Origin of the sequence: Petrimonas mucosa, from assembly GCF_900095795.1 — a bacterium.
In the GTDB taxonomy this organism is placed as follows: Bacteria; Bacteroidota; Bacteroidia; order Bacteroidales; family Dysgonomonadaceae; genus Petrimonas; species Petrimonas mucosa.
Genome location: NZ_LT608328.1, coordinates 3,271,002 through 3,286,919 on the forward strand (window position 1 = coordinate 3,271,002; position 15,918 = coordinate 3,286,919).

13 protein-coding genes are annotated in these 15,918 nt (G+C 49.3%); 6 read left to right on the forward strand and 7 right to left on the reverse strand.

The window, feature by feature from the left end:
* Positions 1 to 10: 10 nt before the first annotated feature.
* The 7 genes from ING2E5A_RS13040 to ING2E5A_RS13070 all read right to left on the reverse strand — a co-directional run bounded on the left by ING2E5A_RS13040 (position 11) and on the right by ING2E5A_RS13070 (position 10,028).
* Positions 11 to 745: a TolC family protein gene (locus ING2E5A_RS13040; protein WP_071137781.1), complete on the reverse strand. Its 735-nt coding sequence runs from the start codon at positions 743 to 745 to the stop codon at positions 11 to 13.
* Positions 746 to 770: 25 nt separating this feature from the next.
* A complete protein-coding gene (locus ING2E5A_RS15840; RefSeq protein WP_262502186.1) occupies positions 771 to 1,952 on the reverse strand; it encodes a sugar transferase in 1,182 nt (393 codons plus the stop codon).
* Entirely contained in the window at positions 1,949 to 2,359 is a 411-nt protein-coding gene (locus ING2E5A_RS13050) for a response regulator (protein ID WP_071137783.1), read from the reverse strand. The genes ING2E5A_RS15840 and ING2E5A_RS13050 overlap by 4 nt, the downstream gene beginning before the upstream one ends.
* A gap of 12 nt (positions 2,360 to 2,371) precedes the next feature.
* Complete coding sequence (locus tag ING2E5A_RS13055; protein WP_071137784.1) at positions 2,372 to 4,774, reverse strand: LruC domain-containing protein; 2,403 nt, start codon at positions 4,772 to 4,774, stop codon at positions 2,372 to 2,374.
* Positions 4,775 to 5,255: 481 nt separating this feature from the next.
* Positions 5,256 to 7,385: a polyribonucleotide nucleotidyltransferase gene (pnp, locus tag ING2E5A_RS13060; protein ID WP_071137785.1), complete on the reverse strand. Its 2,130-nt coding sequence runs from the start codon at positions 7,383 to 7,385 to the stop codon at positions 5,256 to 5,258.
* A gap of 114 nt (positions 7,386 to 7,499) precedes the next feature.
* Entirely contained in the window at positions 7,500 to 8,534 is a 1,035-nt protein-coding gene (locus tag ING2E5A_RS13065) for an endonuclease/exonuclease/phosphatase family protein (protein WP_071137786.1), read from the reverse strand.
* A gap of 24 nt (positions 8,535 to 8,558) precedes the next feature.
* Positions 8,559 to 10,028, reverse strand: a complete 1,470-nt coding sequence (locus ING2E5A_RS13070; RefSeq protein WP_071137787.1) for an aminoacyl-histidine dipeptidase — start codon at positions 10,026 to 10,028, stop codon at positions 8,559 to 8,561.
* Between the two features lie 291 nt (positions 10,029 to 10,319).
* On the opposite strand from ING2E5A_RS13070, the gene ING2E5A_RS13075 reads away from it, so the two are divergent.
* From ING2E5A_RS13075 to ING2E5A_RS13100, 6 genes are all read left to right on the forward strand, one after another.
* The gene (locus ING2E5A_RS13075) at positions 10,320 to 10,538 is read left to right on the forward strand and encodes a hypothetical protein (RefSeq protein ID WP_071137788.1); all 219 of its coding nucleotides are present in this window, start codon (positions 10,320 to 10,322) and stop codon (positions 10,536 to 10,538) included.
* Positions 10,539 to 10,556: 18 nt separating this feature from the next.
* The gene (locus ING2E5A_RS13080) at positions 10,557 to 11,204 is read left to right on the forward strand and encodes an OmpH family outer membrane protein (protein WP_071137789.1); all 648 of its coding nucleotides are present in this window, start codon (positions 10,557 to 10,559) and stop codon (positions 11,202 to 11,204) included.
* 125 nt (positions 11,205 to 11,329) lie between these two features.
* Positions 11,330 to 12,517, forward strand: a complete 1,188-nt coding sequence (locus tag ING2E5A_RS13085) for a glycosyltransferase family A protein (protein ID WP_071137790.1) — start codon at positions 11,330 to 11,332, stop codon at positions 12,515 to 12,517.
* A gap of 68 nt (positions 12,518 to 12,585) precedes the next feature.
* Positions 12,586 to 13,197: a MarC family protein gene (locus ING2E5A_RS13090; protein ID WP_071137791.1), complete on the forward strand. Its 612-nt coding sequence runs from the start codon at positions 12,586 to 12,588 to the stop codon at positions 13,195 to 13,197.
* 223 nt (positions 13,198 to 13,420) lie between these two features.
* The gene (eno, locus tag ING2E5A_RS13095) at positions 13,421 to 14,704 is read left to right on the forward strand and encodes a phosphopyruvate hydratase (RefSeq protein WP_071138370.1); all 1,284 of its coding nucleotides are present in this window, start codon (positions 13,421 to 13,423) and stop codon (positions 14,702 to 14,704) included.
* 228 nt (positions 14,705 to 14,932) lie between these two features.
* Entirely contained in the window at positions 14,933 to 15,904 is a 972-nt protein-coding gene (locus tag ING2E5A_RS13100; protein WP_071137792.1) for a lytic transglycosylase domain-containing protein, read from the forward strand.
* Positions 15,905 to 15,918: the final 14 nt, after the last annotated feature.

Below are 15,918 nucleotides of genomic sequence, written 5' to 3' on the forward strand. Positions count from 1 at the left end.
TGCTATAAGGCTATCGATTAAGTAACTTGGTTTTTGAGAGCACTTCAAGCTGCAATAATGCCTTGTTCAACTCCGAACGTGTCTGCTCGTAAGACTCCAGAAGATTCATCTGAATGCTCTTGATCTGTGAAAGCTCACCGGCATCGATCTTGCCATTGAGAAAATCCTGCTGGGCCAGTTCCGACTGCACATTGGCAAAGGCGAGCGATTCGGCCTTCAGTCGCAAAACCGACAACTCCTTCACCGCCTTTGAATACATCTCAATGATCCTCATCTTCTGTTCGTCATGCCACTTCTCCATCTCCACCTTCGTGGCTTCAGTCTTCAGCAGCTGTCTATGGATCCGGTTACCACGGTCGAAGAAATCATCGAAGGGGAGTGAAAACGACACGCCCACATTATACCAGTTCTGTCTCGCACCCGAATATTGATAAAAGAGTGGAGTATCCGTATCGGAGAAAGCGGAGTTGATTCCCATCAGCCCCCATTGGTAGGTTGAGTTGAACCGGAAATATTTCAACCAGCTCCTCCTCTCGGTTTTCAATGCACTGGCCTCCTCCTCCATCTTCACCTTATAGTAATCCACCGCCGCACTGTTCTTGGCATTCTCGAACAGCTCTTCAAGCGAGGGCAGCTGTAAATTGAGGTAATCGTCCGAAGTGAGGGATTCAATACCCACCTGTGCCATTCCTGAAAAAAACGGTATGAAGAACGAAAGAGCTATGGCAATGGATAATCTGTTCATATTGGCACAATTAAAGAATTGGTATCTACACATCCTCTTTCTGTATAAAAGCTGCAAATGTACGGAAAATTATCTTTAAATCCAACCATATGGTATAGTGCTGAGCGTAGTAGATATCGAGTTGTTTTCGCTCTTCTGCAGATAGTTTCCCTGCATCACCCCTTTTCTGCACCTGCCATAATCCGGTCAGCCCTGCCGGAGCAATAAAACGCTCCACGCTGTTATCACCGGTAAGCAGCTCTGCCTCGTACAGGGGTAATGGGCGGTTGCCCACAAACGACATCTCCCCCTTCAGGATATTGATCAGTTGGGGAAGTTCGTCGATACTGTACTTGCGAATAAATTGTCCTACCCGTGTTACCCTGGGATCCTTCTCGATCTTCACAAAAGCCCTTTCCGTTTTTTGCCGGTTTTGTGCAATATACTCCTCTTCGGGAAGAATGAAATCGTCGTCAACCAGGAAGGTCTGGCCCAAACTCTCCAACTGTTCAAGATCCAGACCGTCATCTATGGGAAGTTGCTGTTCTTCCGTCGGAGTTGTAGTAGCATACTGGTTGTACTGTTCCACCTCTTTCAGCCGTTTATCGGCATCCACGTACATCGACCTGAATTTCCAGAAATCGAAGATATGGTAATTGGTGCCAACCCTTCGGGATTTGTAGAATATGGGTCCCTTGCTCTCCAACCTGATGGCCAGGGCAACCAATAAAAAGAGAGGCGAGAGAAACAGCAGGGCACAAATCGAGACAACCACATCAAACGCCCGTTTTGTCACAGGCATCTTGAACTGGGGCAGCAGTGTGGTATCGCGTTGCCGGCGGCTTTGAAGATGAGGTCGGTACTTGCGGATAAACTGAAAAAAGTGCGACAGCAACTCCGCATTGGCCTCCGGAGAAACGGTATCATTCACTCCGGCACGGATATAGTCCAAACGCTCCGCTCCGGGCAGGCCGGCTGTAATCAGCAGAATATAGGCGTGGGGAAAATTCCTGCGCAGGAATTTAATGCCTGCCTCATCCTCCTGCAACGACTGCTGTTCACAGAAGACAACCGGATCATCGTCCAGCGAATTGTCAATCAACCATCTGGCTGCATCTACGTAACGGCTGAAGACCCGTGGCGACTCAGACACCGCCTCCCTCAATATTCCGACAAAATGATGAGCCAGCTGTTGATCACTACCAATAAAAAAAATCGGTGGATTCACTGCAACACCTTTCTGATGCGGACCTTCAGTTCCTGGGGATTAAACGGTTTCAGGATAAAGTCGGCAGCACCCTCTTCCAGCATCTTAATCCGGAAGTCACTGCTCTCCTCACCCGATAAAATCAAAACGGGAATATCCTTATACAATCCATTCTGCTTGATAAAAGAGAGAAACTCATCACCACTCATGCCCGGCATCCAGATGTCAAGCACAATCAGATTGGGTCTATTGCCTTCAAACAACCATTGCATTGCCTTCAATGGCGAATCGAAATAGGTGATTTCGTATTCGTCCGACAGATATACTGTGATGATCCGGGCAATCGCAATCTTATCGTCAATAATCAGTAACTGCTTCTTGGTGGCATTCACAACAGCTTGCTCTTTTTTTAATATTGCAGGAAACATTACCAACTATCTTTATTTTGAATGATAAACAAAGTTCAGATCAGGACGGGTATACCAATCTTTCGCCTCTTCACCGGCACTTACGGCCCATTTCTCAAGATCGGGATATGCTTTCCTTATCGAAGTAAACTCCTTAGGATAGGGGCAAGAACCGGGAACGGCCAATCCCCAAATCATATTTTTATCGGAGACATAGTATCTCCTCTCCTCAACGCTCGAATTATCGTCACCAACCTTGCCCAATATCTCCTTGTTGGCCTTGTCGGTAGGTACAAAACCGGCCATATGCACTTCATATCGCCTGCTCGAGTAGCCTCCGTTTACAATAAAGGGATTCAACCGGTCAATCGCTACATCCTCAAAGTTCACCGGAGTATTAAACTGGATGGTGACGGTCACCTTCAGCGGCTCTCTGGTCACCGATTGATCTCCGGCAGTAGTATTTACCATGGTTCCTGCATCCACGCCAAATGCCATGTGCACGTCATCGAAGATGGGGATTACCGCCAGGCTTTGACCCGACTCAAGACCATTGGCCAAAATGCTCCCGAACACCGTATTGGTTCTGCCCGGATTTGTGGTCACTCCGACACCCTTTACCGATGCAGGAGCAACACCGTCGAGCTGCATTCCCAATGCCAGTTTTTTGATTCCTCCCGCGGCTTGCAGTGTAACTGCCAGGTCAAGTTGAGATACCCGGTTGCCCTGCTCGATGGTATACGACGGCTTGACATTCAGTACCACGTCGTTCATATCGTAGTCGCCCAGCAACGGCCAGTTGTCCTCAAACATGTAGGTGACATCAATACCGTTCCAGATGATCGGGAAGCTTGGATTCACCGGAGGTTGCCCGCTCCCGCCGACAGGATTGCCTCCATTGTTGCATTCGGTAGCCTCAATGGTGACCGACGACTCACCCTTCTGCACCCATGAAGCAGGCGCCTTAAGTGAAAAGGCGGTTCCGGAACTGAGATTCGAGAAATTTGAATTCTCCAGCTCAAGATTTCCCTCAATATCCAGGTTGTACCAACCGTTGAAGATGATTTTCTCCAGTCGGGCCAGTGCTGTTTTGGAACCAATACCGTTGATGCAACTTATGGTGGAGTTGAAACTGATGGAGCCGGTAACCTCGAAGATGGCATGTGAGTCCAGATCGAACTGGGTCCCCGAAGCCAGGGTATATTCATCAACCGACAAAAGAGTCTCCTCGGCACCAATGAACACCGTACCGCTTGTGGTCACTTTGCCAAACTCGGCAAGACAGTGGTTGTAAAATATTCCATTCATAAACTCGCCATTGGTTACGGTAACCTTCTTACTGTTTCTTATGGTAGTCCCGTTGACATGGAGATCTGCTATTTCGAGGAGATTATTGTTGACCACCTCACCGTTAGTGAAGTTCGCTTTAGCAATGATCAGCCTGTTGTCGTTGACAATGATGTTTTCTGGGCTGTTTACCTGAAACTCTCCCACGCTGGCATTACCGGCATTGTACATCATCCCCAGTGACAGAAAGTGGATCAGGCTGGCATCCAGTATTCCGTTGTTGATAACCTTTCCGGCACCGGTAAACCTGATCGTCGTCTTCTCTCCGATAAAGCTTCCAGAGGGAGCGATCACCAATGTTGAGTTATTGTTGCCGGTTATCTCCACTGTTCCGCTCGCTGCAAAACATCCTCCATCCTGCACGATAAGCTTGGCTCCGTCTTGCAGTACAAAACCGGAGGAGCTGTTATTCCAGGTTCCTTCCACATACAATGCAACATTACCTTCATTGGGGAATTGGATTGCTCCGGTATATGTTCCTCTTATCACATAGGCTTTATTTGTTTCCAGTGTATAGTTGGCAGGTGACTGCTCGTTGATCACGATTGCATCCGCAGGAGTTGGATAGCTGGTCTGCAGATCTGCAGGAGCAGCACGAAACGATGATGCTGAAGCAGTTGCGCTGCGTAAAGATGAACTGCCATGGAGAAACGAAACCGACAACTGGGTGGCATCATCAACCGATACGGCTGTTACTTTCTCCATCCCGGCAGGATCGGTCTGCTTGATAAAGATTGTTTCCAGACCATTTGGCAAGGTTGGGGAAAAAGTGAAGTTGATTCCCTTTTTAGCCACCCCCTTACCCAACAGTGAGGCATTTTCATAAAAAAACGGGTGAGCATCATAGAGCTCCACCAAATAGTAATAGTTCCCGTCGAATCGGTCATCGACCTCGATATCGAGGTTCACTGAACGAAGGGTCGACCAATCGAAGCTGGACGGGACTGCAATGTTGTCCCCGAAAAGGGAGGTTCCTTTACCTTCCATTCTCTCAGGTTGGTAATAGTCGTGTTCACATCCTGTTAGAATAGGATAAACTCCTGCCAGGAGGAGTAGCGCAAAAAAGAGAGTTCTTTTTCTGGTTTTCATATAACTGTTTTGAAAATTCGGGACAAAAATATATAGATTCGGGACAAACTGTAACGACAAATGAACACCCTCTCTTATAGAGGGGGCCCATCTCTCCATTCCGGAAAGCCAGACCCTCTCAATTTCTTAAAATGCAATTTGTCCGTTTGAATAAACGGAGCAAAATTAACCGATTTTTTTCATAATATTTGAAAATAACGATCTGTATGCCCGTTGTTTAACTTTATTTAACTATAACAAAAATGTTATGTTTGTTTGTTTTTTAAAAGGATACCCTTTTGTAGAAAGGGATTCAAGCAATCAGAAGGCAATCTTGTCGAACTTTGCAGAGAGTTTTACTCACTTCTGAATTGATTGTTTTTGCTGTGAATTCTTAACGAAACATATCTTCTACCGAAGATAGGCAAGCGGAAGTGGCTGTCCCGGCAACGAGACAACCATCAACCCGATTGTCCATCTTGTCAACTTTCCCTGCTGCCGGTTATTCCGGCTTTTGGGGGCGAGGCAGCAAAGCCTTGCGCGAAAGTTTGAATTTACCTGTTTTGGGATCGATATCGATCAGCTTGACAGAGACCTTGTCCCCCTCCTTAATTCCAGCATCTTCCACCTTCTCGAGCCGTTTCCAGTCGATTTCTGAAATGTGGAGCAATCCATCCTTGCCTGGCAGGAATTCGCAGAAGGCACCGTACGGCATTACCGATCTGACGGTGGCATCGTATACCTCGCCAACCTCGGGAACGGCAACAATCGACTTGATCTTGCGCAACGCCGCCTCAATGGAGTTTTTATTGGAAGCAGACACCTCTACCCTGCCTTTGCTGTCGATCTCCTCGATGGTGATAATGGCACCGGTCTCCTCCTGGATACCCTGAATGATCTTTCCACCCGGGCCGATAACAGCACCGATATAGTCTTTCGGAATTTCGATCACTTCGATCCTCGGAGCATGCGGCTTCAGATCGGGACGTGGTTCGGAGATGGTCTCCATCATCTTGCCCATGATGTGTTCGCGACCTGCCTTGGCTTGTGCGAGCGCCTTTTCAAGAATCTCGTAAGATAGTCCATCTACCTTGATGTCCATCTGGGTAGCGGTAATGCCATCTTTGGTTCCGCACACCTTGAAATCCATATCCCCCAGGTGATCCTCATCACCGAGAATATCGGAGAGGATGGCATAATTTTGACCCCTGTTTTCCGAGATCAGCCCCATGGCAATCCCCGATACCGGTTTCTTCATCTTTACACCTGCATCCATCAGGGCCAGCGTACCGGCACAAACCGTTGCCATCGACGATGAACCGTTGGATTCGAGGATATCAGAAACGACACGGATCACATATGGATATCCTTCGGGGATCATGCGCTTCAACGCCCGGTGGGCCAAGTTTCCGTGACCGATCTCACGACGGCCGGTAGCTCGCTGCGGACGCGCATCTCCAGTGGAGAATGGCGGGAAATTATAGTGTAACAGGAACCGCTCAGTGCTGTGGTTAAGCACGTCGTCCACAATTTTTTCGTCAAGTTTCGTACCCAAGGTAACGGTTGTCAGCGACTGGGTCTCCCCGCGTGTAAATATGGCCGAGCCGTGCGGACCTTTTATGTAGTCCACTTCACTCCAGATGGGGCGAATCTCGGTAGTGCTTCTCCCGTCGAGCCGTTTTCCCTCGTCCAGTATGCAACGGCGCATCGCCTCCTTCTCCACGTCGTGGTAATACTTGGCAACCAGCGGCGCTTTTGCCTCACGCTCTTCCTCTGGAATGGCCTCCATAAACTCTTCGAGGATAGCTTCAAAGGCCTCCGTGCGGGCGTGCTTGTCGTTATTCTGTGAAGCGGCAATAGCGTAGGCTTTGGAATAACATGCATCCCACACCTGTTTGCGGAGCTCCTCATCGTTCTCCTCGTGACAATATTCGCGTTTCTTGACCGTCCCGCAAAGCTCCATCAGTTCAAGCTGAGCCTTGCACTGTACCTTTATCTCTTCGTGAGCAAACTTGATCGCTTCGAGCAGCTCCGCTTCCGAAACCTCGCTCATCTCGCCTTCCACCATCATGATGTTGTCGATGGTAGCTCCCACGATAATATCAATATCAGATTTTTCAAGTTGACTGAAGGTCGGGTTAACAACAAATTTCCCGTCTACCCGGGCAACACGTACTTCCGAAAGCGGACCGTTGAACGGAATGTCGGAAACGGCCAGTGCTGCAGATGCGGCAAGACCGGCCAATGCATCCGGCATATCTTCACCGTCTGCCGAAAAGAGCATTACCGTCACGAATACTTCGGCATGGTAGTCGTCAGGAAAGAGGGGGCGGAGAGCACGGTCGATCAACCGGCTGGTAAGGATCTCGTAATCCGAAGGCCTTCCTTCCCTCTTCATGAAACCTCCCGGAAAACGTCCGAAAGCGGAGAATTTCTCTTTATATTCTACTTGAAGTGGCATAAAATCTACTCCGGGGGCAGCGTCTTTTGCAGCGCAAACAGTGGCCAGGAGCATGGTATTGCCCATACGCAGCTCTACCGCCCCATCGGCTTGTTTGGCCAGTTTTCCCGTTTCGAGCGTAATCGTGCGTCCGTCTGACAGCTCGATTCGCTTCATGATTGGATTCGTCATAAATAAATTTCTGTTTTTAAATTTTGCATATAAAAGCCCGCAAAGTTAACACAAAGTTTTCTTTTTTAAGCGTATAAAACCAAAAAATATTGAACATTACCGTCGATTCGATTCTCAAATTCCGGAAGAGTTGAACTCAAGATCGGCGTAAACCGGCAAATGGTCGCTAAAACCACCGATATACCTTGGTCCATAGTAGGTGCGGTACGGACGTTTCACCCCACTGCTCTTCTCTTCCCTCAACAGAAAATCGGGACTGAAGATATACCCTCTTCCCTCCCGTATATAGAGAGGATTCTCCTGCCTCAACAGGTTACCGCTCACGATAATCTGATCAGGCAGCTCCCAGTTGCCCTGGAAAAAGTAGGTACCCCGCCTCAGCTCTTTCAAATGGCTGGAAAAAAGATTGTACAGCCTCTTCTCGCTACAATCCTGGTCTGGAGCTCCCGCACCCAACGTCAGGGAGATGCTCCGGTTGTCGGGATTGTCGTTGAAATCACCCATGATCACAATGTTGGCATCTCCCCTGATACTGAAAAGGCTGTCTACTTTCCTCCGCAGAAGGGATGCAGCATCAATGCGGGCCGGTTCCGACTCACGCTGGCCACCTCGCCGGCTTGGCCAGTGACAGACAAACAGGTCGAGCGTATCTCCGGTGACGGTTTTTCCGGCCACATGGAGAATGTTGCGCGTGGGACGGAGACGCTTGTCGCTGAAGAGCACCTCATGTTCGTTTTTTTCCAGCAGTCTGAACTGATGCCGCTGATAGAGCAGCGCCACATCCACGCCTCGCTCGTCGGGAGAACTGGTGATCACATACTCATACCCTTGCGCCCGAAGCGGCGACCGCCGGGTGAGATCGAACAGCACGCTGTCGTTCTCAACCTCGCAGAGTCCCACCAGCGCCGGAGAGTACATGCCACCAACGGCCGTGATTACCCGGGTAATATTTCTCAGTTTTTCCCAATACCTCCACGGCTTCCATTTCATGGTCCCCTCCGGAAGGAACTCATCATCATCTTTCAGTGGATCATCGACGGTATCGAACAGGTTCTCCACATTGTAGAAGAGAATGCGAAAACCCGTGTCTGCAATGGAAAATGAGATGGCGACCAGCAGAAGAGAGCAGGTCAGGAGAAACTTTTTCATAAAGACAACTCTCCTTGCTCCAATTTATTCCGTCTCCGCCGAAGATACATTCTCCAGAATCCGTACCAGGTAATTCCAGAATTTACCCACGGATGGAATGTTCATCCGTTCATCGGGCGAATGGACGTCAGTCATATCGGGGCCGATGGAGATCATGTCCAGTTGAGGATATTTCTCAAGGAAGAGGCCACATTCCAGGCCGGCATGGATCGCCTTCACCTTTGCCTCCTTGTTGTAAAGGTTCTTATATTCATCTCTTGCCAGTTTCAGGATATGGGAGTCGGTATTGGGCTGCCATCCCGGATAACCCTCATTGTGCACCACCTTCGCTTCGGCCAGTTCGAAGACGGCACGGACTCTATTGGCAATATCCTCCTTGCGCGACTCAACCGAACTGCGCTGACTGGTGCCGATCTCGATAATATTGTTGTCCAGCATCTTGATAGACGCCAGGTTGGTTGAGGTCTCCACCAGCCCTTCGATATCGGCGCTCATGCTGATTACGCCGTGCGGGCAGGCATAAAGCGACTGTATCAGCCTTCTGGCAACACCCCGCTTGATGATTTTCGACGGCATCGACACCGACTCGAGCAATATCTCCAGACCGGGATCACTCTTTTTATACTCGTTCTGCACATTGGCAAGAAAAATATTGAGTTTTACCCGGATATCCTCCTTGTATTTCTCTTTAACCCCTACAACAGCATATGCCTCCCGGGCAATAGCGTTGTGTAGGTTTCCTCCACCAATCTCAGAGAGCACCATCCCGTACTTCTTGTTCATGATTCCGTACAGGAACCGGGTAAGGATTTTGTTGGCGTTCCCGAGGCCCTTGTCAATATCGCTGCCCGAATGGCCTCCCCGAAGTCCCTTCACCTGAACCTTAAACCAGAAATAGTCCTCGGGGGCACTCTTCTCCTTGTACCGGAAATAGGCCTTTGTCCCTATCCCGCCGGCACATCCGATATAGATCTCTCCCTCCTCCTCCGTATCCAAGTTCAGCAAAATGTTTCCGGTAATAAAGCCGGGTTCGAGCGAACTGGCGCCGGTCAGTCCCGTCTCTTCATCCACGGTAAAGAGAGCCTCAATCTTCCCGTGGGCAATGTCGGTCGATGCCAGCACCGCCAACTGAGCTGCAATGCCGATACCGTTATCCGCCCCGAGGGTGGTTCCGTTTGCTTTTACCCAATCGCCATCGATGATGGTTTCAATCGGATCGTTGTCGAAATCGTGCGTCACATCGCTGTTCTTCTCGCACACCATATCGACGTGCGACTGCAGAACCACGGTCGGCGATCCCTCTTTGCCTGGCGTTGCCGGTTTCGTAATCACCACATTGCCGACAGCATCTTTTCTGGCTTCCAGGTTATGCTCCCTTGCGAAGTCGAGCAGATAGGCGATAATCCTCTCCTCTTTCTTCGATGGACGGGGAATCTGTGTAATGTCGTGGAAATAATGCCAAACAATTTTGGGTTCAAGGTCTTTGATATTCATAAAATCAGTTTAATTTAGATTCCGCATGCAGAGCCAGTTGCCTCGCAACAACAGCCTACCATGACGGAGATTCGGCCGCAGGTTCGACAGCAATCCGAAAAGATGCGGAAATCGGGTTAATATCATGTAATCTATAATTAACATTCAAACTCCATTCTTGTTTAGATTATTATTGGAAAAAGGGTGCGAAAATTGCAAAAAAGAGAAATTTTTTGCATCTTTAATCCCAATTTTGAATTTTAATTGGCTATTTAAACTATCTTTGCGCCACAAAATTAATCAAGGATTAAAATGATAACAACGCTACTGCTCGGTATTGCTGTCCTGTTCATGGCCATTCTGTTGATGGGTATAAAGGTCTTCTTTACGAAGAACGGCGAGTTTCCCAACACGCACATCGGCGGAAGCAAGGCTATGAGGGAAAGGGGAATCAGCTGTGCCACATCTCAAGACAGAGAAGCATCAAACAGAGTAAATCTGATTGACCAAATAATAAAAGAGAAAGTCTAACACACAATTTATTAAAAAATGAAGAATAATAATGCCTATATCTTTGGGGCAATTTTAGCCGTTGCAATCCTGATTTTATACATCTTGCATTTTACTTCCACACCGGGTAAAAACGGTGTAAAAAAAGGTAACTTCATCACGATGATGAACGACTCTTCCATCACGCTTCCCGTAGCCTATGTCAATGTCGACTCTCTCCTGATGAACTATAACTTTGCAAAAGACTTGAACGAAGCACTGATGAGAACCGAAGAGAGTTCACGCGCCAGCCTGACCCAGAAAGAGCGTCAACTGAATGCAGCCGCCCAGGAGTTTCAACGCAAGTTGCAGAACAATGCCTTCCTGAGTCAGGAGAGGGCAGAACAGGAGCAGCAGCGTATCCTGAGGATGCAGCAGGAATACCAGCAGATGGCAGAGAGATTGAGCCAGGAGTTTGCACTGGAGCAACAGAAACTCAACATGGAGCTGGCCGATACGGTAAAGGTCCGTCTAGTCGAGTTCAACAAGGATAAGGGATACCAGATCATCTACAGCAATACGGGTGCCGACAATATCCTTTTTGCCGACGAGAAATATGACATCACCAAGGAGGTGACCGAGTTCCTGAACAAGAAATATGGTCCGGCAACCTCTGTAAACAATCCCGACAGCAGCAACAAGAAGTAAGATCAGATATGGTCACTCGATACCGATAAGGTTCTTTGCAAGAAGAACCTTATTTTTTTTCAATTCCGGTCCGGCAACCATTCCCTCCTTTTAGCAGGCAAGAGTAATTTTTCTATATTTGCAGCATGAAACAGTGGCAAGCCTATCTGGAAAGACAGAAGCCCGAATACCTGCAAACCAGATTCCCCCGGGATATCAGTGCCGGCATGGTGGTAGTGATTCCCTGTTACAACGAACAGGATGAGCTGATCACCCTGCAAAGCCTCTGCGACTGTACGTTGCCGGATGAAGGGGTAATCGTGGCTGTAATCATCAACTCCAGCGTGGTATCGCCGCACGAGGCTCTCCTCCGGAACCGGACAACCTTCAACGAGATCACTTCGTTTGCATCTAAAAACAACCGAGATTCCCTCCGGTTCTTTCCGCTAATTTTCGAGAACCTCCCGCGAAAGCATGCCGGAGTGGGGCTGGCCCGTAAAATCGGGATGGATCTGGCGATTCAACATTTCCTCGACACGGGCAACCGCGACGGTGTCATCATCTCCCTGGATGCCGACTGTACCGTCTCGCCAAACTTTCTCACCGGCATATCGGCTGCCTACAGGCAAACCGTAAAGCTTTGCTGTACGGTACAGAACTTCTTTCACCGGGTGGAGAACAACGACGAAAAACTGGAAATGGCAATCCGGCAATATGAACAACACATCCGCTACTTCAGCCGGATGCTCAGGTTCATCGGATTCCCCTACCCTTACCACACCATCGGTTCGGCATTTTCAGTTGCAGCCGATGCATACGTTCGTGTCGGAGGGATGGGAAGGCAACAGGGCGGCGAGGACTTCTACTTCCTGCAGAAAGTTTTTGCATTTGGCAAGGTCAAAGAGCTGGAGCAGCTCCATGTCTACCCGATGGCCCGATTTTCCGACAGGATCCCGTTCGGCACGGGGCCTGCACTGCAGAAGATTGCCGACGAACCCGACGGAGAGATGAAGAGCTACCATTTCGACGCTTTCCTTGCGCTGAAAGAGCTTTTCGATCTACGGCACGCCTTCTTTAAACAGGATGGTTCTGTTATCCGGGAGAAGATAGGGCAGCTCCACCCTGCGATCGTCGAGTTTACAAGAAGATACGATGTAGTTCAGGAGATCGAGGAGTGTAACCGCAACAGCGCCACCCTACCCGCATTTGAAAAACGGTTCTTCCACCACTTCAACGCTTTCAAGATCATCAAGTACCTCAATTTTGTCCACCCTGCCTTCTTCCAGCCCGGAACATTATCCCTGCAAGTGGAGAAATCGATCGGTTCATTTTGAGAATTGGCTCTTTTTTAATAACTTTGCACCTGGTTTAACAAAGGTTATCATAAAATAGAGATACCGTTATGCTTGGATTCAATACTGTAGAGATAGTCAGTGCTTTTCTGGTTCTGTTTGCCATTATCGACGCAACGGGATCTGTCCCCATTTTTTTGAACCTGAGGAGCCAGAACAAGATCATCGAGCCGTTCAAGGCCTCGCTCTACTCCATTGTAATCCTGATCCTCTTCCTCTTTATCGGGGAGGCGATCCTGAAGCTTTTCCAGGTAGACCTCTCCTCATTTGCTATCGCCGGAGCCTTGGTGATCCTGATCATCTCCATCGAGATGATCTTCGGCGTGGAGATATTCAAGATCGACGACAGCTCTTCCGGAAACGGTTCGGCGACCCTTGTCCCGGTGGTTTTCCCGCTGATTACCGGTCCGGGAACCTTCACCACGCTCCTGGCAATGCGTGCCGAGTACAATACGGTCAACATCATCATTGCCGTATTTCTGAACATTGCGGTGGTCTATCTGGTCTTGCGCTATCTCGACGGTGTGAAAAAATTGATGGGGGTAGGCGGTGTCTTTATCCTACGTAAATTTTTCGGGGTAATCCTTCTGGCCATCGCCGTTCGACTTATCACCTCCAACCTTAGCGCGCTGATAGAATCGATCCAGTCACAGGCATTGTAACGCTACATTTATTGTATAGTTATAAGCAATATTTAACGTCGCAACCCCGGCCGGATAAACAAAAAAATCCTATATTTGCGTGCCGGTTTCAGAACCGCTCTCCCGTTGATAATAGGTTATTTACATTTCACACGTAGAAAAAAGAACAACAGTGACAACGGTCAACTCCGGAGAGTTAAAGATCATTCGAAAACAGAATTTTCAATATAAAAACAAGAACAACATGAGAATTGTAAGTATTTTAGGACGTGAAGTGTTGGATTCAAGAGGCAATCCCACAGTAGAGGTTGATGTATTAACGGAGTCGGGTGCGTTTGGACGCGCTGCAGTTCCATCGGGTGCATCAACCGGTGAAAACGAAGCATTGGAGCTTCGCGACGGCGACAAGAAAAGATACCTGGGCAAGGGTGTACTGAAAGCGGTTGCAAATATCAATGATGTGATTGCACCTGCATTGGTAGGCATGAACGTGTTGGAACAGACACAGATCGACGCCAAGCTGCTCGAACTCGACGGAACGAAGACCAAATCGAACCTGGGAGCCAATGCACTTCTGGGCGTTTCGCTCGCCGTAGCCAAGGCTGCCGCCAACTACCTGGGATTACCCCTCTATCGCTACATCGGCGGAACAAATACTTACGTATTGCCCGTTCCAATGATGAACATCATCAACGGCGGTTCTCACTCCGACGCTCCCATCGCTTTCCAGGAGTTCATGATCCGTCCGGTTGGCGCCAGCTCCTTCCGCGAAGGACTCCGCATGGGTGCCGAAGTTTTCCATGCACTCAAGAAAGTGCTTCACGACAAGGGACTCAGCACTGCAGTAGGAGATGAAGGTGGTTTCGCTCCCAACCTGGCAGGTGGAACCGAAGAGGCACTGGAATCGATTCTCACTGCAATCAAGAATGCCGGCTATGAACCGGGCAAGGATGTGAAGATCGCTCTCGACTGTGCCGCCTCAGAGTTCTACAAAGACGGCATCTACGATTATACCAAGTTCGAAGGAGCCAGCGGCAAAAAACGCACCTCTGCCGAACAGGCCGAATACCTGAAGGAACTTATCACCAAGTATCCGATCGACTCTATCGAGGATGGCATGAGCGAAAACGACTGGGAAGGCTGGAAACTTCTCACCGACAAGATCGGCGGCCAATGCCAGTTGGTGGGTGACGACCTCTTCGTAACCAACGTCGACTTTCTCCGCAAGGGTATCGAGATGGGTTGCGCCAACTCCATCCTGATCAAGGTGAACCAGATCGGCACGCTCACCGAGACGCTAAACGCCATCGAGATGGCTCACCGTCACGGCTACACCAGCGTAACATCTCACCGTTCGGGCGAGACCGAAGATGCCACCATCGCCGACATCGCCGTGGCTACCAACTCCGGACAGATCAAGACCGGTTCACTGAGCCGTTCAGACCGTATGGCAAAATACAACCAGTTGCTCCGCATCGAAGAAGAACTGGGCGACAGGGCCGTATACGGATACAAGAGAATCAGGTAAACAGAGCCGCAAGTCAATTAAAGGGTGTGCCGGAAAACCGGCACATCCTTTTTCTTTATTGGTCCGACCCGAACCGAAGATTATCCTGCAACCGCGACTGGAGGTGTTGCTGGAGCTTCACGCCGAAGTTCAGCCCGAACCGAAGATTATTCTGTGATGAGTTGGCGCATTTCTATTATATGTTGTATATTTGACATGAATAACAGTTAAAAGGAACTATCACGAACAATGAAACGAAACAGCATATACATCTTTTCAATTATTGCCACCGCAGCCGTTATCGCATCTATAAACCTATCAAACAGCGATTTAGAGAAGGCGGAGAGTGAACGGCCACAGGTACTCTCGATGACGGCATCGGTAGAGATACCCGAAGAGATGACTTTTGCCGGCGAGAAGATTCACTTCGACAGGTACGATCTCCGCGAGCGGATGGACCGTGAACTGAACAGTTTTACCTACTTCCACTCCACCACCATGCTCCTCTTCAAACGGGCAAACCGCATCTTCCCGATAATCGAACCGATCCTGAAACAGGAAGGGGTGCCCGACGACCTGAAATATCTGGCAGTGATTGAAAGCAGCCTCGATCCGCGCGCAGTCTCCCCGGCCCGCGCCACCGGACTGTGGCAGCTTCTCTCGGGGACGGCACAGGAGCTTGGACTGGAGGTCTCATCCGAGGTGGATGAACGCTACCATATCAGCAAATCGACCGTAGCCGCCTGCCGGTTCCTCAAGGATGCATACCGCAGATACGGCTCGTGGAGTGCCGCCGTCATGTCATACAACGGAGGGAAGGCCAGGATCACCAGCGAACTGAGTAAACAGCAGGCCGAAGAGGCCCTCGACCTTTGGCTTGTAGAGGAGACAAGCCGATACTACTTCCGTATGATGGCCATCAAGAGCTTGTTTGAAAATCCTTCGAAATACGGATTTATCCTTCGCGGCGACCAGCTCTACAAACCGATGGAATTCAAGGAGGTTAACGTATCAACAGCCATCCCCAACCTGGCCTCTTTTGCCAGGGAGAACGGGATTACCTATGCCCAGCTGAAGGATTTCAACTCGTGGCTCCGCGACACCAAGCTCACCAACAAACTGGGCAAAACTTACACCATTCTCATCCCTACCCGGGAGAGCCTCTACTACAAAAAAGGCGAGAAGATTAAAATTCACGACAAACGGTGGGTAACTGAATGATCCATTTGAACAAG